Genomic DNA, 23,577 nt, shown 5'->3' with positions numbered 1-23,577 from the left:
AAAAATATCCCCGCAGGTTAAATGCCGAATATCGCTTTGCTTAGCTGAATTAATACAAAGATATTCAGCAAGTTACTTATCCTCAGACCAGCGTGCGGCGCTGACGTCCACCTTGACCGGCAGCAGGCCAATCGCGGTGAACTTGTCGGCTAATTGCTGCTGTTCGGCAAATACCGCCGGCGTCATGCGCTGGCTGCCGAACGGCATGCGGGCGAGGGCTCTGGCCCAAATAGCCTGCTCCAACCCGGTGCTTTGCGCCAGGATCTTTGCCGCATCGTCCTGATGGGCATTGGCCCAAGCGCTCAGTTCACTTAGCTGGTCGATCACCAATTTTGCGCTGTTCGGGTAGGTTTCGGCAAAGTGGCGGCTGGCGAGATAGAAGGTGTAATGCGGCACCAGACCTTCGGCATCCTTCAGCAGACGGGCGTTGGCGTGAGTTTCCACCTCGGCGTAGTAAGGGTCCCAAATCACCCAGGCATCTACGCTGCCGCGCTGGAAGGCGGCGCGGGCGTCACTCGGCGGTAAATACACCGGCGTCACGTCTTTGTAGCTCAGCCCGGCCTGTTCAAGCGCGCTGACCAACAGGTAATTGACGTCGGAGCCTTTGTTCAGCGCCACGCGTTTGCCTTTGAGGTCGGCAACGGTTTTGATCGGCGAACCCTGCGGCACTACAATGGCTTCGGTTTTCGGGCTGGCCGGCGAATGCCCCAGATAGATCAAATCGGCTTTGGCTGCCTGGGCAAAGGCCGGTGGTGCATCGCCGGTCGCCGCAAGATCAATGCTGCCGACGTTCAGCCCTTCGAGCATTTGCGGCCCGGCGGGAAACTCAATCCAGCGCACTTTGATGCCCTGCGGCGTCAGGGTTTTCTCCAGCGTACCGCGATATTTCAGCAGGGCGAAGATATTGGCTTTCTGGTAACCGATGGTGATTTGCTGCGGTTTTGCCTGCGCCGCAACGGTCGGCAGGGCGAATGTCCCCAACAGCAGCGAAGCGGCGATCAGCGAGGCTTTCAGTTTTTTCATTACACGTATCCAGTCAGAAAAGGTTAATGACGGTGGTTTAACCGGCGGGAAAGCCGATCGCCAAAAAATTGCAGCAGGGTCACCAGCGCCACCAACACCACGATGACGGTGAGCATTACCTGGGTGTCAAAACGCTGGTACCCATAACGGTAAGCCAGGTCACCCAGACCGCCCGCGCCTATTGCGCCGGCCATCGCAGAGGCGTTAATCATGGTCACCAGGGTAATGGTAAAACCGCTGACAATGCCGGGCATGGCTTCCGGCAACAGCACATGGCGAATGATATGCCCACGGCGGCAACCCATTGCCTGCGCAGCTTCAACCAGGCCGTGATCCACCTCTCGCAGACTGACTTCGGCGATACGCGCGAAAAACGGCATGGCGGCGATGGTCAGCGGCACCACGGCGGCCCATACGCCATAAGAGGTGCCGACAATCATGCGGGTGAAGGGGATCAGCGCCACCATCAGGATCAGAAAGGGGATCGAGCGGAACAAATTTACCAACCAGCCGAGCACCCGCTGAACGCCAACCTGTTCATACAATCCGCCGCGTTCACTGACCACCAACAGGATCGCCAGCGGCAATCCCAGCACCAGCGCCAACAGGGAAGAAACGCCCACCATCAGCAACGTATCGAGAAATCCGGCCCACAGCCGTTCAAGCAACAGTGACATAGCCCAGGACCTCCACGCTGTCGGCCAGCGTCTGCGGAATGGTTCGATTATTCGGTGACGGTGTCACGGTTAGCAACAAATAACCGATGGCGTGCCCCTGAATATGCTCAATGGCGCTTTCCACCAGCGTCACGCTGCCCTGAAAAGCCGCCAGCACGTGGTTTAGCTCCAGCGATGCACCTTGGCCACGGTAGCGTAGCCGGATCAATTGCGGTGCATCCGGCGTGGGGGGCGTGGCGGCGATCCGCCCAACCCATTCCTCCGGCAAGCGATCGTGTGAGGGGGTCAGCAGGATACGGGTCGTTTCCTGCTGCGGGTTGCCGTATACCTGCCACACCGGGCCGCATTCGATAATCTCACCCCGTTCCAGCACCGCCACCCGGTGGCAGATATCATGGATCACCTCCATTTCATGGGTAATCAGCACGATGGTGATGTTGAACTCACGGTTGATGCGCTGTAACAGCGCCAGAATGGCACGGGTGGTTTCCGGATCGAGCGCGGAGGTGGCTTCATCGCACAACAGCAATTCGGGGTTATGCACCAGCGCCCTGGCGATGCCGACCCGCTGTTTCTGCCCGCCGGAAAGCTGCGCCGGGTAGGCGTCCGGGTAGTCGCTCAGCCCGACAAGCTCCAGCAATGCGTCCACTCTGCTGCGCCGCTCGGCGACGGGCACGCCCGCCACCCGCAGCGGCAACTCGATATTCTGCCGGACGGTTTTGGCCGACAGCAGGTTGAAGTGCTGGAAAATCATGCCGGTGCGCCGCCGGTAGGCTACCAGTTGATCTTCATTCAATTGGCCGATATCAACGCCATCGACCTCCACGCTGCCGCCGCTGGGGCGTTCCAGCCGGTTGATGGTGCGGATCAGGGACGACTTGCCGGCGCCGCTGCGGCCGATAATGCCGAATATCTCCCCACGGCGAATGCCCAGGGAGATCTCCTTCAGCGCTTCGGTCAGTTGGCCGGGGTAACGCTTGCTGAGCCGGGTAAAGCGCAGGTGGGTGTCATCATGGCGGCGCACCACCTCGTCGGCGACGAGGGCATCTGGGTTAGTCAAAATCAGGCTGGACATACACTACTGGCTCCAGCCCGGCTGATACAGCTTGCCGTAGAAACTGTCGAGTTTGGCGCGCACGACCGGCGAATGCTGGTAAACGTCGACAAACTTGCGCAGGCGCGGGTCATCCTGATGGCCATCGCGGACCACGAACTGGATCACGTACTCCGGGTTTTCCAGGCCGTCGAACAGCAGGGCGCTGTTGGGATCGACGGTGCCGGATAGCCGCAGGTAGTGCGGATAGCCCTGCGCCAGGTCAACTTCCTCCAGCGTGCGTGCCAGTTGCACCGCTTCCACTTCGATAATTTTGATGTGTTTAGGGTTACTGACGATGTCTGCCTGGGTCGCCTGCAGGCCGGAGCCCGGTTTGAGTTTAATCAGCCCGGCCTTTTGCAACAGCAACAGGCCGCGGCCACCGTTAATCACGTCGTTGGCGATCGCTACTTTGGCGCCCTCCGGCAGATCGGCGATGCTCTGGTATTTTTTGGAGTACAGCCCGACGTTATTGATGATTGCCGGGGCATAGGCCACCAGGTGGAAATTGCCTTCTTTATTGGCGTTGTGCAGGAACGGCAGGTGCTGGAACAGGTTGACGTCGATATCGCCGTTTTCCAGGCTGACGTTCGGTGCGGTCCAGTCGCTGAATTCGATGATGTCGACCTTCAATCCCTGTTTGCGAGCCTCTTCCGCTGCCACTTCCAGCGGCGGGGCGAAGGCGGCGGTGGTACCGACTTTCAGGGCTCCGCTGTAATCATTGGCCGCAGCCGCCGCACCTGAGAGTGCCAGCAACGCCGAAAACAGCCGTGTTAATGTCCGAAAGGGTATTGTCATAGGGGTGTTCCTTCAAAAGAAAAAATAAGGGTTCAAACGGGTAACGGCGCACCCAGACGCCAGCCTGCCGCCGGATGGCTTTGCGGCAAGCGATCCTGCTGTCGAAACAGCTTTTGCCGCAGGCTGCCGGCACGGTAGGCGGTTTTGTAGCGGCCACGGGCTTGCAACTCCGGCACCACCAGATCGATAAAATCGCGGTAGCTGCCTGGGTTAACGATGCGCGTCAGGTTAAACCCGTCGATATCGGCCTGATCCACCCATTGCAGCAACGCATCCGCCACCTGTTGCGGATCGCCCACCACCAGCGGATAACGCCCGCCCATGGCGTGCTGTTCCAGCAATTGGCGGCGGGTCCAGCCGCGGTAGGTTTGGGTGACCGACTCAATGGCCTGCGTCGGCCCGGCCTGGATCGGGTCGTCCAGACCAAAGCGTGAAAGATCGATACCGGTCGAACTGGAAAAATGCGCCAGACCGGCTTCGGGGCTGGCGTAACGCAGATATTCACGGTATTTGTCCTGCGCCTCGGCGGCAGTTGGCGCAACGATAACGCCGACCCCCATAAACACTTTCAAATCCTGTCGCTGACGGCCGGCCGCCACCGCTGCGCTACGCAGCTTGTCCACCTGCGCTTTCATTACCGCCGGGGTGGCGTGGTTAACGAAGGTGCACTCCGCGTGGCGGGCGGCGAACTGAATACCCCGTGCCGAGCTGCCAGCCTGGAACAGCAGCGGGGTGCGCTGCGGCGAAGGCGAAGACAGGTGATAGCCCTCCACCTGATAAAACTCGCCGCGGTGGGTAACCTTGTGGATCTTCTGCGCATCGGCGTAAATCCGCCGTTGGCGGTCGGCCAACACGGCGTCATCTTCCCAACTGCCTTCCCATAACTGATAGGCAACGTCGAGAAACTCATCGGCCTGATCGTAACGGCGATCGTGACCGATCTGTTCGTTCAACCCCATCGCACGCGCGGCGCTGTCCAGATAGCCGGTGACGATATTCCAGCCGATGCGGCCCTGGGTCAGATGGTCCAACGTCGACAAGCGGCGGGCAAAGGGATAGGGCGCTTCATAACTCAGGTTGGCGGTGATGCCGAAGCCCAGATGTTGGGTCACCCCGGCCATCGCCGACACCAGCAGCAGCGGGTCGTTAACCGGCAGCTGTATCGACTCGCGGGCGGTCAGGGCGATGTTTTGCTGATAGACATCGTAAACGCCGAGGATATCGGCGATGAACAACCCGTCGAACAGCCCACGTTCCAGCAACTGCGCCAGCTCGGTCCAGTAGCTGAGTTGATTGAACTCGGTGGAGCGATCCTGCGGATGGGTCCACATGCCGTGATGAATATGGCCGACGCAGTTCATGTTGAAGGCGTTCAGCAGAACCTCTTTGGCGATAGCGCTCATTACAGAGTCCCCCGGCGCGGCGGCAGCACCCCGTTCAGCACGTAATTGCCGATCGCCGGGTATTTCCAGCGTACCGGGTCGTGCAAGGTGTGGGTTCGGGCGTTGCGCCAGTGGCGATCGAGGTTATCTTCCTGCAACGTGGCACGGCTACCGGCCAGCTCAAACAGCAGATTGCCGGCGGCCAGCGCGACCTCGGTGGTCCAGGCGCGGGCCGTGGCGACCTCAATCGAGGCTTGCGCGACCGACAGGGCATCGCTGTGGCGCTGAGCGATATCGATGGCGTCACCGGCCACGGCCAGCAGGGCGTCACCGGCCTGAATGCGGGCGGAAATTTTGCCGATGCGGTCCAGTGTCAGCGGGTCCTCGCTGGCGTGTTCGACGCCGGCATCAATCCAAGGGCGCGAACGGCTGCGAACAAATTGCAGCATGTCCTGCCACGCGGCTTTGGCGATGCCCTGATCGATGGCGGCGTGCATGATTTGCGCCAGCGGGCCAACCGGCGTCGGCCGTTCAAACGCCGTCTGGAAGGGCACGATATCCTCTTCATCCACCGGGCACTGTTCCAGCGTCACGCTACCGCTGCCGGTGGTACGCTGACCAAAGCCGGACCAGTCGTCGGTGATGCTCAGGCCAGGCGTATTGCGCGGCAAAAATACCAACTGTTCTTTACCGTCTTCACCCCGCGCGGCGGTCGGGATGCGCCCGGCGTACAACGCGCCGGTAGCGTAAAATTTTTGGCCGGACAATTGCCATTGACCTTCATGCCTGGCCAGCGAGGTGCTGCGGTGGTGGGCGGCCTTGCTGGCAAACTCCGCCAGCGCATTGCCGAAATGCACGCCGTCCAGCGCTTCCTGGTACAGGCGCCGTTGCTGCTGCGGTGAACCGTTCACCCGCAGCACTTCCAGCGCGTAATAGTGGTTTTGCGGCACCTGGCCGATCGACGCATCGCCCTGGCTGAGAATAGCGATGACCTGCGCCAGCACGCGGTTCGACAACCCTGGGCCGCCAAATTCTTGCGGCACGGTAATCGCGCCGAGGCCGGAGGCGAACAGGTCTGCCAGTTCGGCAACCGGCAATCGCCGTTGGCTGTCACGCTCGGCGGCGGTCGGGCTGAATTGCTCCGCCAGCCGGTGTGCGGTCTCCAGCGCCTGTTCGGGACTGGTAATGCGTTGCGCCACGTGTTGAGGGGCTACCTGGGTGGTCATGTTCCGCTCCTTTAAATCCACGAATGGCGCGCCGGAAAGCGGCCGTTGAGGTAGTACTCGCCAATGGCGTGGTATTTCCAGCGCACCGGATCGTGCAACGTGTGGGTGCGTGCGTTACGCCAGTGACGATCGAGGCCGTGCTCCGCCAGCGTGGCTCGGCTGCCGGACCATTCGAACAGCTTTTCGCTGGCCAACAGCGCCACTTCCGTGGTCAGCACCTTGGCTTCGGCGACTGCGATCGACGCCGCTGCGGCGCTCTCGGCGGTCACCGGCCGGCGGTCAACCTCATCGAGCGTCCGCGCCGCACGGCGCAACAGGGCGTTCGCCGCGCTCAGCTCCATGCTGAGTCGGCCGACGTCGGCCAGAATGTAGGGATCGTCAGCGTTGCGTTCGACGCCTGCGTCGATCCAGGGGCGGGAACGTTCGCGAATAAACTGGGTGGCCTCGTCCAGCGCGCCCTGCGCAATGCCAGCATCGATGGCAGCCTGAATCAGCTGGGAAACGGCACCCTGAATCGTCGGTTTTTCTGCCAGCGGCAGCAGCGGGATCACATTGGCCGGATCGACCAGAACCTCACGCAGGTGCACCGTGCCGCTGGCGGTGGTGCGCTGCCCCATGCCGGACCAGTCATCGACGATCTCCAGGCCTGCCGCCGGGTGGGGGATCAATGCCAGTACCGGCTGCTGCCGATCGTCGAGTGCCTTGGCGGCGACGATATGGGCGAACAGCGCACCGGTGGAGTAAAACTTGTCGCCGGTAAAGCGCAGGCCGTCTGCGGTTTGCCGTAAGCGGCTCTGCATATCCAGCGTGTGCTTGCTGTTTTTCTCCGGGCCACCGTTCCCGATGCGTTGGCCGGCCAGCACCGCCGCGAAAATACGCCGTTTCTGTTCTTCGCTGCCGACATCACGAATTAACTGAATCAGGCCGAAATGGTTTTGCGGAATTTGCCCCAGCGCCGGATCGACGGCGGAAATCAGGCGAAACACCTCCGCCAGCGTGGTAAAGGACAGTTCCGGTCCGCCGTATTCACGCGGGATGGAAATGCCACCGAGGCCAGACTGGGTAAACAGCGCCAGCTGTTGCAGCGGATAGCGCCGTTGGCGGTCACGCAGTTGGGCTTCAGGCGCGGCGGCCACGGCGACTTGTCGTGCTGCATCCAGCGCCTGTGGGTCGTCGACAATCCTGTGGGGCCGTTCTTCTGCGGGAGGGAAATTGGCCGCATCCGGCGCAGGCGAAACAGAAACAACCATAACGATGTCCTCAATACGGGAGACGGCAGTAAATAGCGCGCTGCCGCGGGCGTAGCGCGATGAAATATAATTAAAATTTAAGTTGATACAGCGGTGGGGTACGAAGTGATAATAATAATTTGCAGGTTGCGGTGTAAAGCAAAGGCTTATTATAAATAGTCCCTTGCTTAGCGATTAATTAGCTTTGCGATAGGCGGGTGATGATTTTCCCGCTCCGATAACGAATAGTGGCGGGTAAGAGAGGGCTCTGCCCGCGCAGCCAGTGACGCACAGCTCATTCCAGTAGCTGAAACGGATGCGCTGTTTCAGCCGGTTATTCCACACATAACGCGTCATCGTTAATTCCTCCTCCGTGTCTGCTTAATAGAGGTAACAGTTATTTTAAAACGGGTCGAATACGTTATTTCGCTTAGCTTTTGAGGTTTTCGGGATAATACTTTCACCGCCTTCTGCAAAAACGCCATCAAGGCTCTCTGTTACGCATAACGCAATGCGCGCCGGGTTCGACCTGATTACAAAGGCGGCCCACAAGGATACACTCAGCGATGCCGGTTTCTCATGTGGGGGACCGGCATCGGGCATTTTGCATAAGGGGTATTTCGTGGTGGGCAAGCTTAATTTGGACCAGCTTCAGACCTTTGCTTTGGTGGTCAGGCAAGGGAGTTTTTCCGCCGCAGGGGAAGTGCTGGGGCTGAGCCAACCCGCGGTCAGCCTGCAAATCCGGCAGTTGGAACAGCGGCTGCAAGTTCGGCTGCTGGAGCGGGTCGCCAGGCGCGTGCGGCCGACGTCCGCCGGTGAGGCGCTACTGGAACACATAAGCCGCATCAATGCGGCGGTGGATAATGCGCTGAGCGACATGGCAGGTCACGCGCAGGAGATTGCCGGCACCGTGACCTTGGGCACCGGTGCCACGGCCTGTATCCATCTGCTGCCGACGCTGCTGCGGGAGTTGAAACAGGCTTATCCCTTGTTGAACGTCGGGGTTCGCACCGGCAACACCGATGACATGGTGAAAGCGGTGGAAGAAAACCGCATCGACATCGCATTGGTGACCTTTCCGGCCAATGGACGCAGTTTGCAGCTGACGCCGCTGTTGCAGGACGAGTTTGCCGTCATTTTCCCCGCAGACTCCCCCGATTTGCCTGCCACGTTCACCCCGCAAACCCTGGGTGCGCTCCCGTGGGTGGCTTTTGAATCCGGCAGCAGCACCCGTCGCCTGATTGATGGCTGGTTCCTTGGCGCTGGGGTTAAACCGGCGCCGGTAATGGAACTGGGCAGCATCGAGGCGATCAAAGAGATGGTTGCCGCCGGGCTTGGGTACAGCATTGTGCCGCGCATGGCACTGTCCGGCACCCGGGGAGACTCTCTTACGCCCGCGCTTGAGCGCACTTTGGGCATCGTACTGCGCCAGGATAAGCCGCTGAGCAGGGCGTTGCAGAAGGTGATCGCCAGCCTGCACGCCTTGAAAAAATAACCCGCCGGTTACTGCCCCTCCGCCGTGCGGGCGGTTTTACCCGCACGTATCACCCGCCAGCCAAAGTTCATGCCCGCAGCGGCAATCAGGATGGCGGCTGCGCCCAATAGCTGCATCAGGCTGAGGCGATGCCCGAATACCGCCCAATCGACGATGATCGCCACCAGCGGGTAGATGAACGACAATGCGCCGACCAGACTGGTGGGGATTTTCTGGATCGCGCCATACAGCAGCGAAGACATCAGCCCGGTATGCACCAGGCCGATAGTCGCCAGCAGCAGCCAGGCATTGGCCGTTGACGGCAGGTGGGTCAGGCCGGCGAACGGCGCCAATACAACCACACCGACGCTGAGCTGGATCAACACGATCAAATGCGGCGGCACGGTTTTTAGCCCTTTGACGATCGCCGCCGCCACCGCATACATAAACGCAGCGCCTAATGCCAACAGCACGCCGATAAAGTAATCCGATCCTGAACCGCTAGCGCCAGAGCGGCCGGTAATAATCAGCAGCATGCCGCCAAAGGCCAACAACAGCCAGCCCAGTTTATTCGCCGTCAGTTTTTCGCCAAAGAACAGCACGCCCAGCCCGACCAGCATAAAGGGCTGAACGTGGTAGGTAATCGTGGCCACGGCGATAGAGGCATGGGCATAAGCGCCAAACAGCAGCGTCCAGTTCAGCACCAGCGCCATACCGCCCAGTACCGCCACGGCGGCCTGACGTCGGGTCAGCATGCCTTTCTTCAACAGGCCAAGCAGGGCACAGGCGATCAACATCGCCAGCGCGCCAAACGCGCAACGCCAGAAAACGACCGTGGTTGGCGGTTGCCCTAGCGCGATCCCCGGCCAGCCGACGGTGCCGGAGATCACCATCGCCAGGGTCATCTGTACTACGCCGCGGGTGTTTACCTTCATTTGCCTTCTCCTGATTGAGTGCCGTGCTTGCCGCCGTCGACGAACACCATTAAAATGAACAACTGAACATTATGATGAACAGTGAGCGCCTGTTCGTCAAGTCGAACAAATGAACATTATGGTGAACAATGAGCGATAACTCCTGCAATACCGGCACGCCCATCGGCCTGCTTTCGGCCGCCATTCGCCGCGAACGCGAGCGGTTGGGGCTGTCGGTCACCGAACTGGCGCGCCGCGCCGGCATCGCAAAATCGACGCTTTCGCAATTGGAAACCGGCAGCGGCAACCCAAGCCTGGAAACCTTGTGGTCGCTGGCGATGGCCCTCGACGTGCCGGTCAGCCGGCTAATCTCTCAACCGCGCCAGCACGTACAGGTGATCCGCGCCAACGAAGGGGTCACCACGGTTTCCGAACAGGCCAACTATGCCGCTACGTTGCTGGCAACCTGCCCGCCGGGAGCACAACGCGATATTTACCGCTTGCGCGTTCAGCCGGGCGAGACCCGGGTTTCACGCCCGCATATGCCGGGCACCATTGAGCACGTGATTATCAGCAGCGGCAGGGCGCGAATCGGGCCGACGGAGCAGCCGGTGGAGTTGAGTGCGGGGGATTACATCAGTTACTCCGCCGATCGAGAGCATATTTTTGAAGCCCTGGAGGCGGATACCACGGCGGTAATGCTGATTGAACAAGGCTAACCCGGCGCGCCAAAGAGCGCCGGGTCAGGGCCTCAGTAATACAGGCGGGGTTCTGCAGATTCGATCATGCTGCGCAGCTTGGTCAGGGCAAATTTCAATTCACTGCGGCTGGTTGGCGACATCAGCACGATGCGTACGGCACGGGTATGGCCGCTGCGTTCGGCCAGGAATTGCGTGCCGCTGGAAATATTCACCCCCTGAGCGCGCGCCAGATTGGCGAACTCATCGCTGGTCCAGGGCTCGGGCAGAGTGACCCAAATGTGGTAACCGTAGGGTTGCGAAGCGACCTCCAACCCGTGGAAAACCTCTGCGGCGATGGCCTGGCGCGCCGCCGCTTCTTGCTTCTGGGTTTGCAGCATTTCAGTCCCAATGCCGGAAGTAATGATATTGCTGGCCAACTGCGCGATAAGCGGGGAAGGCATCCAGATGCTGGTTCGCACCATCGACGTCAACCGCGACAGGGTTTCCGCCGGCGCATGCAGATAACCGATGCGCAACGCCGGTGAGATGCTTTTCGACAGGCTGGTCAGGTACACCGAGCGTTCAGGAGCAAACGAAGACAGTGCCTCGACCGGCTCTGCGGTAAGAAAACCGTAAATATCGTCATCGAGAATATAAAAATCGAACTCGCGGGCAATCTGCGCAATTTCGGCCCGTCTGGCGTTAGACATCACCACCGTAGTGGGATTTTGGCAGCTCGCCACGCAGATCAGCATCGCCGGTTTTTCCTGGCGACACAGTGCTCTCAGCGAGTCGGGCACGATGCCCTCGCTATCCATTTCAACCCCGCGCAGCCGCCGCCCATTGCCGTGTACCAGCGAGATAATGCCCGGATAACACAGCGCTTCGCACAGGATAAGATCCTGGTGCGCCGTCAGGGCATTGATGGCGACCAGCAAACCGTGCTGAGCGCCGGCGGTCAACACCACTTGCTGCCAGTGTACGTCAGGCAAAAAACGCCGCAGCCAGCTGGCGCCGGCGTCACGATGCGCCGGATGTCCGCCTTCCGGCGAATAGTCGAGCGCCAACCCCAGCTCAGGGCTGGCGACCAGATGCTCGAGCGCGGTGCGGATCCCCTGTTCCTGGGCCTGCACCTCCGGCTTGATCACCGACAGATCGATATGATCCCGCTGGGCGGAAGATGAAGGGCTGAAGTGCGGAAGGCGCGCGCTTTCCATGGCCCTTTCGGGCGAGGCCAGCACAAAGGTCCCGCGGCCCACTTCGCCCTGAACCAGCCCGCGCCGCGCAGCTTCTTCATAAGCGCGATTAACGGTGCCCGGCGTCACGGCCAGCGTCTGCGCCAGCTCTTTCAATGTAGGCAAACGTGAACCGGCAGGCAGCACGCCGTTGTTGATGTCATTTTGCAGCGCATCTGCAATCAGCAAATACACCGGGGCATTTTTCTCACTGAAGCGCGGTGTCCACATAGACCCTCTGTATGCTTTGAACGGCTATCCCCACGAGCTTCCTGCTGCACGGTGTTGGCGGCAAGCCGGGAATAAGACGATTACAGTATAAGGCAGTCATTAAATTGATGTAATAAGTATTAACACAGAAAGAATTACACGGATACAATCGACTTAAATTGATTCGATTCAATTGGTGTTATTGAAGGATGGGTGTTTAAGTTCAACGTGGTAACTTGTTGTTTTTAAGTTAATTTATCGGGGTTTTTCTTTTCTGGCTTATTACATCGATTTAATCGATGTGCATTGATAGGGGTAATGATGGACAGATTGCGACAGGATTTTTCTCTTTCGGCGGTAGTGGCGGGGGCCATTGCGGTGATAGTGTCTTACGCCGGCCCGTTGATCATCGTGTTTCAGGCCGCCAGTGCGGCTCACTTGCCCACGGAGGTGATCTCCTCCTGGATTTGGGCCATCTCCATCGGCAGCGGCGTTACTGGCCTGATTTTGAGTTGGCGTCTGCGGGTGCCGGTGATCACCGCCTGGTCAACGCCCGGCGCGGCGTTGCTGGTCGGGTTACTGCCTGGGGTGACGATCAACGAGGCGGTAGGGGCCTATATCGTTTCTTCGGTCATTATCGCCGTTATTGGTCTGTCTGGCGCCTTCGATAAACTGATCGGCAAATTACCGCGGTCGATCGCTGCCGCCATGCTGGCCGGGATTTTATTCCACTTTGGCGCCGAGATGTTTGTGTCCATTCAGCTGCAACCGACGCTGGTCATGGCCATGTTCGTAACCTATCTGCTGTTTAAGCGGCTGCTGCCGCGCTACGCCATTGTCGCCGTGCTGTTTGCCGGCGGTACAGTGGCGGGAATGAGCGGCATGTTGAACAGCGGGGATATCGTCGTCAGCGTCGCGCATCCGGTCCTGATTACCCCGGCCTGGAGTTGGCATGCCATCATTAATATCGCACTGCCGCTTACGCTGGTAACGCTGACCGGTCAGTACGTGCCCGGCATGGCGGTATTGCGCTCCTCCGGTTACGCCACGCCTGCCCGGCCGATCGTCTCGATGACCGCGATTGCCTCGGTGTTACTGGCGCCGTTTGGCTCGCACGGGGTGAATCTGGCGGCCATTACCGCCGCGATTTGCACCAGCGAAGAGGCGCACCGGGAGAAAAGCAAACGCTACATCGCCGGCGTGGCCTGCGGGATTTTCTACATTGTGATGGGGATTTTCGGCGCGACGCTGGCCTCGGTGTTTACTGCATTACCCAAAGAACTGATTATCTCGCTGGCCGGGCTGGCGCTGTTTGGCGCTATCAGCACCGGATTGACCGGTGCAATGGCCGATGAGAAACAGCGGGAAGCGGCGTTAATCACTTTCCTGGTCACGGCGTCCGGCATGAACTTTTTAGGCATGGCATCGGTATTCTGGGGATTGATCTTCGGGCTGGCTGCGCACTTCTCCCTGACTCTTCTTTCTGGCCGCCGTCCGTTGTTGGCCAGATAGTCTTTCATGAGCGTCCCGGCCTGTTGCCGGGACGTGACAGAGCAGATTAATAGGTATGGAAATAGTCCTGGATCACCTGCGGGTTATGGGTTTTGGTCAGCGCCAGCATCAGCAGAATGCGTGATTTAGCCGGGTTGAGCGAGTCGGAAACCAGGCCGGGCTGGCCCGCATCTTCAGAAACAATACCGCTGCCGGTGCGGCTGGCGCGAACGACCAGCACGCCGGCTTTTTCCGCTTTTTTGATCCCGGCCGAGCTACGCACTGAAACCGACCCGGCACCGGTGCCGGCATAAACAATCCCGTCTACCTTGTGCTGAATGGCGGCGTCATACATGTATTCAGGATCGTCCTGATAACCGTAAATAATGTCGACTTTCGGCAGCGCGCTGACATTGCGCACGTCAAACACCGAACGGGTGGTATGAATTTTATCCACCCGGGTTTCAAAGTAAGGTTTGCCGCCGACAATCACCCCCAAATAGCCTTCCTCAGGTGCTTTGAACGTGTCCAGCGTGGTGGCGTTGGTTTTGGTGCTGAAGCGGGCGGAACCAATGCGATCGTTCAGCACCACCATGACGCCTCGGCCTGCAGCCTGTTTATCGGCGGCTACGGTCACCGCATCCAGCAGGTTCATCGGGCCATCGGCGCTGATGGCGGTCGCCGGGCGCATGGCGGCAGTGAACACCACCGGTTTGTTGCTTTTTACCGTCAGGTTAAGGAAGTAGGGCGATTCGTCCAGCGTGTCGGTACCGTGGGTGATCACCACACCGGCGACGTCATCGCGTGCCAGCAGTTCGTTGACGCGTTTTGACAGCTTGAGCAGGATCTCGCTGGTCATGTTTTCACTGCCGATATTGGCAATCTGCTCGCCGTCCACCCGGGCGACTTTCTGCATTTCCGGCACCGCGGCGATCAACGTCTCAACCCCGAGCGCCCCGGCTTTGTAGCCGGTGGTTTGGGTATTGGAGGCTGCCGAACCGGCGATGGTGCCGCCAGTGGCCAAAATAACGATGTGCGGTAACTCCCCGGCGGCGGTCGCCGCGTTGGCGCATCCTAAGGTCAATAAAACAAATGCCACTCTAATTATTTGAAACATAGCGCTACCCCTGATTAAAAAGCCAAATTAGGCGGAGTAGCCAAAGCAAAAAGGGTGCCAGTTAAGCGACGGGCGCAAATAGCGGGAAAGCGAGCGGGTCAAGGCGGGTCTTGCACCCGGTGCGGGAGTGCCCCGCACCAGAATGGTTCTCTTTTCAGCGTTGCGGCCCCAGACCGTGGGTGAGCAACGTAATGGCATGCCGGGCAATGTCTTCGGCGCGCAGCGGGCTGAGAGAATTATCGCGCTGCCATTTTGACGCCGTGGCTAACGGCAGCAGCGTCATGCCAAACAGGGTGACTATCAGCAGAGATGGCTCCAGATCGGCATGCAGTTTGCCTTCCGCCTGCCAACGTACGATGGACTGCATCGCCGTTTTGCGTTGCTTGTCGCCGAAGCGCTCGTCCATCCGCTGCTTCAATACGCCGCTGTCACTCATCACTTCGCGCAACCACAGCGGGGCGAACCACGGATGTGCGATGGAAATATCGATAAATCGCTGCGCCAACTCAGTGAAAGCCGCTACCGGATCGTCTTCGTTGGCGTCGAAAACGTCGCCTGCGGCGATTCTCACCGGCAGGAAACGTTCGTCTATCAGCACATCGAGCAGCTGTTCACGGTTGTGAAAGTAGTAGTGCAGCATCGCCGGGGTAACGCCGGCCTCGCGGGCAATGGCATTCAGCGAGGTATCGGCAATGCCCTGGCGGGCGAACAAGTTCAGCGCCGTGTCGAGCAAATGCTCCCGTTTCTCTGCCCCGTTGACAGCGCCGCTGGGCCTGCCAGGGCGGCGTGGAGAGGTGGGTTTTTTAACGTTTTGTGCTGTCATCGCGGCGAGATCCATTGACCGGAGAAAAGAATAACTCATATATTAATTACTCAGTTAATTAATTACAAGCGGACTCACTCGTATGGGCATTGATAACACAGCAGGCCACGAAGATAACGGCAGGGCGTCTGAACAGGCGCCCTCGATCCGTTTGCTGTTCTCCGCGCTGCTGCTGGTGATGCTGCTGGCGGCGCTCGATCAGACCATCGTCTCGACCGCGTTGCCGACCATCGTCGGCGAGTTCGGCGGGTTGGAGAATTTGTCTTGGGTCGTGACGGCCTATCTGCTGGCATCGACCATCGTGGTGCCGCTGTATGGCAAGTTCGGCGATCTGTTCGGCCGCAAGATCGTGCTGCAAGTCGCCATCGTGGTGTTTTTGTTCGGTTCGGTACTGTGCGGGCTGGCGCAGAACATGACGCAATTGATCCTGATGCGCGCGTTACAAGGGCTGGGTGGCGGCGGTTTATTGGTGGTGACCATGGCGGTGGTGGGCGACGTGATCCCACCGGCCGATCGCGGGCGTTATCAGGGGTTGTTCGGCGGGGTATTTGGCCTGGCGACGGTGGTCGGGCCGCTGATCGGCGGGCTGTTGGTGCAGCATTTCTCCTGGCGCTGGATTTTTTATATCAATCTTCCGCTGGGAGTTTTCGCCCTGTTGGTGATCGGCGCGGTATTCCAGTCGCGGGTCAATCGGGTTAAACACGACATCGACTATCTGGGGGCGGCTTACCTCGCCTCGGCGCTGACCTGCATCATCCTCTTTACCAGCCAGGGCGGCACGGTCATGGCCTGGTCGGACGGGCAACTGTGGTGCATTCTGGCCTTTGGGCTGGTGTCGCTGGGCGGGTTTATCTACGAAGAGCGGCTGGCAAGCGAGCCGATCATTCCGCTGGGACTGTTTCGTAATCGCACCTTTGTATTGTGCAGTTTGATCGGCTTTATCATCGGCATGTCGCTGTTTGGTTCGGTGACCTTCCTGCCGCTGTATTTGCAGGTGGTGAAAGACTCGACGCCTTCGCAGGCCGGGATGCAGCTGTTGCCGCTGATGGGCGGCATCATGATCAGTTCGATCGTCAGCGGCAGGCTGATCAGCAAAAGGGGCAAATACCGTATCTTCCCGATTATCGGCACCCTGTGCGCGTTGGCAGGCATGATCCTGCTCGGCACGCTGACAAATTCGACGCCGGTGCACCTGTTGTATCTCTATATCAGCCTGTTGGGGCTGGGATTGGGCATGGTGATGCAGGTGATGATTCTGGCGGCGCAAAACAGCGTAGAGCCGCAGCATATGGGGGTCGCTACCTCCAGCGCCACGTTGTTCCGCTCGATTGGCGGTTCGATCGGCGTGGCGGTGTTTGGCGCGATTTTTACCAACGTGCTGCACAGACGCCTGGCCGTGTTGTTGCCGGAGGACGCGCAACTGCCGCGTTCTCTGGGCGCGGCGGCGGTGCACCATTTGCCGGCGGCCTTGCAGCAAGACTATCTGCAGGCTTTCGGCGGGGCGATCCACTCGGTGTACCAGATTGCCGCCTGGGTAATGGTGCTGGCCTTTGCGCTGACCTGGCTGCTTAAAGACGTGCCGCTGAGGCAAAAATAGGGCGTCTCTCATGCTTTGCGAAGGACTTTTACCGAATCCTTACGTAACCCTGTCAGACTAAAAAGATCAGAATCTATATATTGAGAATAAACGTTCTCAATAGGATAGATACTCGATGCAGAGCAAACAGATTTTTCTTGTCAGCCTGGCGTTATTGCTGACCGCCTGTGATGGCAAACTCGGCGGGGCCCCGATGGGAGCGGGCGGCACGCCGGAGGTGGGGGTCGCGACGCTGCACGGCCAACCGGTCACGCTGAGCAGCGATCTGAGTGGCAGGGTGAACGCCACCATGACCTCGGACGTTCGTCCGCAGGTTGACGGCATTATCAAACAACGTCTGTTTACCGAAGGGGCCGAGGTAAAAGCCGGCCAGGTACTGTATCAAATCGATCCCGCCACCTATCAGGCCAGTTATAACCAGGCTGCCGCACAGTTGAAAAGTGCGCAGGCGACGGTGAAATCCAGCCGCCTGAAGGCGCAACGTTATGCGGCGCTGGTGAAAGAGAATGGCGTCTCCAAACAGGATGCGGACGATGCGATGGCGGCCTATCTGGAGGCGGTCGCCGCTGTCGACCAGTATCAGGCGGCGCTGGAAACCACCCAAATCAATCTCGCTTATACCCAGGTACGCGCACCTATTTCCGGCCGTATCGGCATTTCCTCGGTGACGCCGGGTGCGCTGGTTACCGCCAGCCAGACCGATGCGCTGGCCACTATCCGCGCGCTGGACCCCATCTATGTCGATCTCACGCAGTCCAGCAGCCAACTGCTCAGGTTGCGCAAACTGCAGGCGTCCTTAAAACGTGACGATGTCACACCGGTCGCCATCAAGCTTGAAGACGGCACGCCTTATACGCATGACGGCAAACTGGAACTGACGGAAGTGTCGGTGGATGAGTCTACCGGCTCCGTTACGCTGCGCGCCGTATTCCCTAACCCGGAGCATGAATTGCTGCCGGGCATGTACGTTCACGCCAGAGTCGATAACGGCGTCGATCCGAAAGGCATTCTGGCGCCGCAGCAGGGCATCACCCGCAATGCCAAAGGTGAGGCCACTGCGTTGGTGGTGAATGCGCAAAACAAGGTTGAGCAGCGCACGGTCACCACCGAACGGGTGATCGGCAGCAACTGGCTGGTCAGTAAAGGGCTGAACGACGGCGATCGCCTGATCGTCGAAGGCACCAATAAGGTGGCCGCCGGGGTCGAAGTTAACGCGGTTGAAGTGCAAAAGCAGGCGGCGACCGGCACGGCTAACGGTGGGGAGCAGTAATCATGGCGCAGTTCTTTATTCGGCGGCCGGTGTTTGCCTGGGTGATCGCGATCATCATCATGCTGTGTGGCCTGATGTCGATCAACTCGCTGCCCATTTCGCAATACCCGGACGTTTCCCCACCGCAGATCGCCATTTCGGCTACCTATCCGGGCGCGGATGCGGAAACACTGGAAAACAGCGTGACGCAGGTCATTGAACAGCAGCTCACCGGCCTGGACGGCCTGCTGTATTTCTCGTCGACCAGCAGTTCCGACGGTTCGGTGAGCATCAACGTCACCTTCGATCAGGGTACCGATCCGGACATCGCCCAGGTACAGGTGCAAAACAAAGTGCAGCAGGCGGAAAGCCGCTTGCCGTCCGAGGTCACCTCGCAAGGGGTAACGGTCAAGAAATCGCAGAGCAGCTTTTTGCTGATCGTCGGTCTGTATGATGAGACCGATAAAGCGACGATGGCAGACATCGCCGACTATCTGGTCAGTAACCTGCAAGACCCGCTGTCGCGCATCAACGGTGTGGGTGACGTGCAGGTATTCGGCTCGGAATACGCCATGCGTATCTGGCTGAACCCGACCAAACTGGCGTCTTATTCGCTGATGCCGTCCGATGTGGAGACGGCGATTGAGGCGCAGAACACCCAGGTTTCTGCGGGTAAGGTCGGCGATCTGCCGGCCGGCGCCGATCAGCAACTGACCGCCACGGTCAAGGCGCAATCCCGGCTGCAAACCCCGGAGCAATTTCGCAATATCATCCTGAAAAGCGACAGCAGCGGGGCCCTGGTTCGCCTGGGTGATGTGGCGCGGGTTGAGCTGGGCAATGAGGATTACTCTTCCAGCGCACGCCTGAATGGTCACCCGGCGGCGGGTATCGCGGTCAAGCTGGCCGCAGGAGCCAATGCGCTCAATACCGCCAAGCTGGTCAAGGCCAAGGTGGCGGAATATCAGTCATCCATGCCTGACGGCTACAAGGTCGCGTATCCGAAAGACAGCACCGACTTTATCAACATCTCGATTGAGGAAGTGGTGAAGACGCTGTTCGAAGCGGTGGTGCTGGTAGTGATCGTGATGTTCATCTTCCTGCAGAACCTGCGTACGACGCTGATCCCGACCATTACCGTGCCGGTGGTGCTGCTCGGCACCTTTGGCGTGCTGGCGGTGTTCGGTTATTCGATCAACACCCTGACGCTGTTTGGCATGGTGCTGGCCATCGGGCTGTTGGTCGATGACGCCATCGTGGTGGTGGAGAACGTCGAGCGCGTGATGCGCGAAGAAAAACTGCCGCCGCGCGAAGCGACGGAAAAGTCGATGAAAGAGATCACCGGCGCGTTGGTGGGCATTGCGATGGTGCTGTCTGCGGTGTTCCTGCCGATGGCGTTCTTCGGCGGGTCCACCGGGGTTATCTATCGCCAATTCTCCGTCACTATCGTCTCTTCCATGGCGCTTTCGGTGCTCCTGGCGCTGACGCTGGCACCGGCGCTGTGCGCCACGTTGCTGAAACCCGCGCATGAGGAACTGACCGACAAAGGCCTGCTGGGCAAATTCAACCGGGGTTATGACCGGCTGCAGGCGAAATATGCCGACAAGGTCGGCAGGGTGATCCACCGCCCAATGCGTTACCTGCTGATGTACGGCCTGTTGCTGATCGCAGCCGCCGTCATGTATATGCGCCTGCCGACCGGCTTCCTGCCTAACGAAGATCAGGGGATGGTGATGGTGCAGTATACGCTGCCGGCCGGCGCTACCGATGCCCGGACCTCGGTGGTCAGCGACGAGGTGAAGGATTACTTCCTCAATAATGAGAAGGCCAACGTCAACAGCATTTTTACCATCAACGGCTTTGGTTTTAGCGGCAGCGGCCAGAACGCCGGCATGGCTTTCGTCAGCCTCAAGGACTGGAGCCTGCGCAGCGGCAGCGAGAACACCGCTGACGCGATTGCCAAACGCGCCATGGGGCACTTCGCCGGCATTCGCGATGCTCAGGTGTTTTCGATGAGCCCGCCGTCGATCGACGGCTTTGGCCAGTCCAACGGGTTCACCTTCGAGTTGCAGGCCAAAGGCGCAACGACCCGTGCGGAATTGCAGGCGATGCGTGACCAGATTATTGCCGCCGCCGGTAAAAATCCGGGCCTGATCGCCGTGCGCGCCAACACCTTGCCGGATACCCCGCAGCTGCAGGTGGATATCGATAATGACAAGCTGCAAGCGTTGGGCCTGAGCGCCGGCGACGTCAGCAGCACGCTCACCAGTTCTTTCGGCAGCACCTATGTTAACGACTTTATCGACCGCAACCGGGTGAAGAAAGTCTATATGCAAGGGGATGTGGAGTTCCGTTCAAAACCGGAGGATCTGGATAAGTGGTTTGTGCGCGGCAGCTCAACCAACACCATTTCAGGCACGACCACAACCAAGACCAGCATGACGCCATTCTCGGCCTTTGCCTCATCGCGCTGGATCTACGGGCCGGAAAACCTGTCGCGTTATAACGGGCTTTCGTCGTTCGAAATCACCGGCGAAGGCGCTCCGGGCACCAGCTCCGGCACCGCGATGGATGAAATGGAAAAACTGGCGGCGAAGTTCTCCGCGGGCAGCAGCTACTCCTGGAGCGGGCTTTCTTATCAGGAGCGTCTGACCAGCGGCCAGGCGGGATCCTTGTATGCCATCGCGCTCTTGGTGGTGTTCCTGTGCCTGGCGGCGTTGTACGAGAGCTGGTCGATCCCGTTCGCGGTCATGATGGTGGTGCCGATGGGCGTGGTGGGTTCGCTGTTGGCGGTCACGCTGCGCGGTCTGGAAAACGATATCTACTTCCAGGTGGCGCTGTTGACCATTATTGGCCTGTCGGCCAAGAACGCCATTCTGATCGTGGAGTTTGCCGAAGAGAAGTACCAGCACGGAGAAACGCTGATCGCCTCGGCGGTCGAAGCATCCCGTATGCGCTTGCGGCCGATTCTGATGACGTCGCTGGCATTTACCGCCGGGGTGTTGCCGCTGGCAATCTCCACCGGCGCCGGCGCCAACAGCCGTATAGCCATTGGCACCGGGATTATCGGCGGCACCCTTACCGCGACGCTATTGGCGATCTTCTTTGTTCCTTTGTTCTACGTTTTGGTACGCCGGGTATTTGCACGTAAACCGGTCGTCGCCAAACAGGTAGAAAGCACCACGCCACAGGCAGGAGAATAATGTGCTGCAACGTTTGATAACTCTGACATTCCCCCTGTTACTGGCAGGCTGTATTTCACTGGATCCGGACTACCAACGGCCGCAGGCGCCGGTACCGGCAAACCTGCCGCAAGGTGCCGCCTATGCCACGCCGAGCGGTAAGCTTTCGCTGAGCTACCCGGATATCCCGTGGCGCGATTATGTGGTGGATGCGCGGCTGCGGCAGGTGGTGGCGATGGGGCTGAGCAGCAGCCGTGATCTGCGTGAAGCGATCGCCAGCATTGAGTCGGCGCGAGCGTTATACGGCGAACAACGTTCCGAACTGTTCCCAACCATCAACGCAGGGGTAGACGGCACGCGCTCACGCTCTTTGACCGGCAATGGCAATGCGACCGCGATCGGCCAGAGCTACGAAGCCAGCGCCAGCACCAGTTCGTTTGAGTTGGATCTGTTCGGTAAAAACCGCAGCCTGTCGCACGCAAAATTCGAGACCTATCTGGCGGAGTCCGAGGCGGCAAAAAGTACGCGCCTGACGCTGATCGCCGATATCGTCACCGACTGGGTGAACGTGGCGGCGGAACGCAGCCTGTTGGCGGCAGCCAAAGACACGATGGAAAGCGCCAGGTTGTCGCTGGAAGTGACGCGTAAAAACCAGCAAAACGGCATTTTGTCGATGGTGGATGTGGCTTCGGCGGACACGGTTTATCAGCAGGCGCGTTCAGACGTCGCCAGCGACACCACCAGTGCCGCGCAGGCAAAAAACGCGCTGGATCTGGTGGTGGGGCAAAGCGTGCCCGAAAGCCTGTTGCCGAATGGGATCGAGGCGCTATCCGGCATCATGAAAGACATGCCGGCCAATGTGTCGTCGCAGGTGCTGCTGAACCGGCCGGACGTCCTGGAAGCCGAGCATAATCTGAAGTCAGCCAATGCCAGCATCGGCTCTGCGCGTGCGGCGTTCTTCCCGTCGATCAGCCTGACCGCCAGCGGCGGCGTGAGCAGCGGGGAGCTGTCGTCCCTGTTCAGCAAGGGCGCCGGCGTCTGGTCCTTTGCGCCAAGCATCAGCCTGCCGATTTTCACCGGCGGCTATAACACCTCACAGCTCAACTACACCAAAGCGCAAAAGGATCTGTACGTCGCCACCTATGAAAAAGCGGTGCAGACGGCGTTCCAGGAAACGGCCGATGCACTGGCGCGCAAAGGCACCATTGGGGAGCAGTTGGCGGCGCAAACCGGCTACGTAGCAGCCTCGCGGGAATATTACCGCCTGGCTGAACTGCGTTATCGGCACGGCGTGGATACCTACCTGAACATGCTGGACGCGCAGCGGACGCTGTACACCGCCCGCCAATCGTTGATCGGCGCGCAGCAAACCGAGTACCAGAACCTGATTACGCTGTATAAGGTGCTGGGGGGCGGCATTACGGCGGAGAAGCAGGGGGATAGCCTGGTCGCCAATAGCGCGACCCTGACCCGTTAACTTTATTCGCAATCAATAAACCGATTACGCAGGGTGGTGTTATCTCCCTGCGTTTTTTATATTTATCCGGTGAGGGAAATGTAAAGAAAAGGAAAATAACCCCGACCCGCAGAACTCGATACAATAAGAAAGGTCAGAGAAATATCGCATCTTTCCCGCGGCCAAATATATTGAGGTTGAAATGGACAGTGATATTCAGCAGCAAGTGATTTCCGTTATCGACAGATATAACACGCCCGGTTTTCTTAAAAAGGGTATCGCCGTCACTCTGAATACCGAGATAAACAAAGAGCTTAACCTGACCTTACCGATGGCTGAGACGCTGATGCGCGGCTACTTCGACACCTTCGACATAGACAACAGCAGCTACAATCACGACCTGTATTTTCGGCAAGAAGCAAAGTCGGGGATATTATTCTCAGCATCACCTCGCCGCGTGAATAACTGGGATCTGGAGATGGAAAGGATCCGGCCGCTGTATGTTTACATGCTGGTACGATCCGCCCGTGCCAAACGCTGGCTTTATGATATCCATTTTCTGATTGAACAATTAAAATGATGCGAAACCGGTGCGGATAACATAACGCATTATTTTCTGTTCCCGGACGCTAAATTAACGTCAGCGGAAAAGAGAACTTCTTATGAATACCCTATGGCTTTCAAGCTGCAGCTAGGCGCCCAGCTCGTTCATCCGCAGGAGCTT

General features: G+C 59.1%; 19 protein-coding genes. 8 read left to right on the top strand and 11 right to left on the bottom strand.

Annotated features, from left to right (window positions below; translation table 11 throughout):
* Nucleotides 1-72: 72 nt before the first annotated feature.
* The 7 genes from SERAS12_RS12400 to SERAS12_RS12370 are packed head-to-tail and all read right to left on the bottom strand — an operon-like array spanning nucleotide 73 to nucleotide 7,449.
* Nucleotides 73-1,023 (bottom strand): sulfonate ABC transporter substrate-binding protein, encoded by a 951-nt coding sequence (locus SERAS12_RS12400; protein WP_013812981.1) that lies wholly within the window; start codon nucleotides 1,021-1,023, stop codon nucleotides 73-75.
* Nucleotides 1,024-1,046: 23 nt separating this feature from the next.
* On the bottom strand, nucleotides 1,047-1,700 hold the full coding sequence (locus SERAS12_RS12395) for a methionine ABC transporter permease (protein ID WP_013812980.1): 654 nt from the start codon (nucleotides 1,698-1,700) through the stop codon (nucleotides 1,047-1,049).
* Nucleotides 1,684-2,775: a methionine ABC transporter ATP-binding protein gene (locus tag SERAS12_RS12390; RefSeq protein ID WP_013812979.1), complete on the bottom strand. Its 1,092-nt coding sequence runs from the start codon at nucleotides 2,773-2,775 to the stop codon at nucleotides 1,684-1,686. The genes SERAS12_RS12395 and SERAS12_RS12390 overlap by 17 nt, the downstream gene beginning before the upstream one ends.
* 3 nt (nucleotides 2,776-2,778) lie before the next feature.
* Nucleotides 2,779-3,591 carry a MetQ/NlpA family ABC transporter substrate-binding protein gene (locus tag SERAS12_RS12385; protein WP_013812978.1) on the bottom strand — a complete coding sequence of 271 codons (813 nt, stop codon included), beginning with the start codon at nucleotides 3,589-3,591 and terminating at the stop codon, nucleotides 2,779-2,781.
* A gap of 32 nt (nucleotides 3,592-3,623) precedes the next feature.
* Nucleotides 3,624-4,994: an LLM class flavin-dependent oxidoreductase gene (locus tag SERAS12_RS12380; protein WP_013812977.1), complete on the bottom strand. Its 1,371-nt coding sequence runs from the start codon at nucleotides 4,992-4,994 to the stop codon at nucleotides 3,624-3,626.
* Nucleotides 4,994-6,199 (bottom strand): SfnB family sulfur acquisition oxidoreductase, encoded by a 1,206-nt coding sequence (locus tag SERAS12_RS12375; protein ID WP_013812976.1) that lies wholly within the window; start codon nucleotides 6,197-6,199, stop codon nucleotides 4,994-4,996. The genes SERAS12_RS12380 and SERAS12_RS12375 overlap by 1 nt, the downstream gene beginning before the upstream one ends.
* Before the next feature lie 11 nt (nucleotides 6,200-6,210).
* Nucleotides 6,211-7,449 (bottom strand): SfnB family sulfur acquisition oxidoreductase, encoded by a 1,239-nt coding sequence (locus SERAS12_RS12370; RefSeq protein WP_013812975.1) that lies wholly within the window; start codon nucleotides 7,447-7,449, stop codon nucleotides 6,211-6,213.
* A 490-nt stretch (nucleotides 7,450-7,939) separates the two neighbouring features.
* On the opposite strand from SERAS12_RS12370, the gene SERAS12_RS12365 reads away from it, so the two are divergent.
* Nucleotides 7,940-8,923: a LysR family transcriptional regulator gene (locus SERAS12_RS12365; RefSeq protein WP_013812973.1), complete on the top strand. Its 984-nt coding sequence runs from the start codon at nucleotides 7,940-7,942 to the stop codon at nucleotides 8,921-8,923.
* A gap of 8 nt (nucleotides 8,924-8,931) precedes the next feature.
* Here SERAS12_RS12365 and SERAS12_RS12360 read toward each other — a convergent pair whose 3' ends face one another.
* Nucleotides 8,932-9,837, bottom strand: a complete 906-nt coding sequence (locus SERAS12_RS12360) for a DMT family transporter (RefSeq protein WP_013812972.1) — start codon at nucleotides 9,835-9,837, stop codon at nucleotides 8,932-8,934.
* Nucleotides 9,838-9,965: 128 nt separating this feature from the next.
* On the opposite strand from SERAS12_RS12360, the gene SERAS12_RS12355 reads away from it, so the two are divergent.
* Nucleotides 9,966-10,535, top strand: coding sequence for a helix-turn-helix domain-containing protein (locus SERAS12_RS12355; protein ID WP_013812971.1), 570 nt, complete (start codon nucleotides 9,966-9,968; stop codon nucleotides 10,533-10,535).
* Between the two features lie 32 nt (nucleotides 10,536-10,567).
* Here the strand turns inward: SERAS12_RS12355 and SERAS12_RS12350 are convergent, their stop codons facing one another.
* Entirely contained in the window at nucleotides 10,568-11,962 is a 1,395-nt protein-coding gene (locus tag SERAS12_RS12350) for a PLP-dependent aminotransferase family protein (RefSeq protein WP_013812970.1), read from the bottom strand.
* Between the two features lie 297 nt (nucleotides 11,963-12,259).
* Here SERAS12_RS12350 and SERAS12_RS12345 point away from each other — a divergent pair, with 297 nt between their 5' ends.
* The gene (locus tag SERAS12_RS12345) at nucleotides 12,260-13,453 is read left to right on the top strand and encodes a benzoate/H(+) symporter BenE family transporter (protein WP_239441002.1); all 1,194 of its coding nucleotides are present in this window, start codon (nucleotides 12,260-12,262) and stop codon (nucleotides 13,451-13,453) included.
* 46 nt (nucleotides 13,454-13,499) lie between these two features.
* Here the strand turns inward: SERAS12_RS12345 and SERAS12_RS12340 are convergent, their stop codons facing one another.
* Both SERAS12_RS12340 and SERAS12_RS12335 read right to left on the bottom strand, forming a co-directional pair.
* Nucleotides 13,500-14,549, bottom strand: a complete 1,050-nt coding sequence (locus SERAS12_RS12340) for a type II asparaginase (RefSeq protein ID WP_013812968.1) — start codon at nucleotides 14,547-14,549, stop codon at nucleotides 13,500-13,502.
* Nucleotides 14,550-14,703: 154 nt separating this feature from the next.
* A complete protein-coding gene (locus tag SERAS12_RS12335; protein WP_013812967.1) occupies nucleotides 14,704-15,411 on the bottom strand; it encodes a TetR/AcrR family transcriptional regulator in 708 nt (235 codons plus the stop codon).
* A gap of 43 nt (nucleotides 15,412-15,454) precedes the next feature.
* Here SERAS12_RS12335 and SERAS12_RS12330 point away from each other — a divergent pair, with 43 nt between their 5' ends.
* From SERAS12_RS12330 to SERAS12_RS12310, 5 genes are all read left to right on the top strand, one after another.
* A complete protein-coding gene (locus SERAS12_RS12330; RefSeq protein ID WP_013812966.1) occupies nucleotides 15,455-16,969 on the top strand; it encodes an MDR family MFS transporter in 1,515 nt (504 codons plus the stop codon).
* Between the two features lie 115 nt (nucleotides 16,970-17,084).
* Complete coding sequence (locus SERAS12_RS12325; protein WP_013812965.1) at nucleotides 17,085-18,239, top strand: efflux RND transporter periplasmic adaptor subunit; 1,155 nt, start codon at nucleotides 17,085-17,087, stop codon at nucleotides 18,237-18,239.
* Nucleotides 18,240-18,241: 2 nt separating this feature from the next.
* Complete coding sequence (locus SERAS12_RS12320) at nucleotides 18,242-21,418, top strand: efflux RND transporter permease subunit (protein WP_013812964.1); 3,177 nt, start codon at nucleotides 18,242-18,244, stop codon at nucleotides 21,416-21,418.
* A 1-nt stretch (nucleotide 21,419) separates the two neighbouring features.
* Complete coding sequence (locus SERAS12_RS12315; RefSeq protein WP_013812963.1) at nucleotides 21,420-22,874, top strand: efflux transporter outer membrane subunit; 1,455 nt, start codon at nucleotides 21,420-21,422, stop codon at nucleotides 22,872-22,874.
* A gap of 181 nt (nucleotides 22,875-23,055) precedes the next feature.
* Nucleotides 23,056-23,433, top strand: a complete 378-nt coding sequence (locus SERAS12_RS12310; RefSeq protein ID WP_013812962.1) for a DUF1493 family protein — start codon at nucleotides 23,056-23,058, stop codon at nucleotides 23,431-23,433.
* Nucleotides 23,434-23,577 lie beyond the last annotated feature (144 nt).

Source organism: Serratia sp. AS12 (genome assembly GCF_000214195.1).
GTDB classification, from domain to species: domain Bacteria; phylum Pseudomonadota; class Gammaproteobacteria; order Enterobacterales; family Enterobacteriaceae; genus Serratia; species Serratia plymuthica.
Note: the sequence above shows the minus strand (reverse complement) of the source record. Positions and strands in the feature narration are given on the sequence as shown.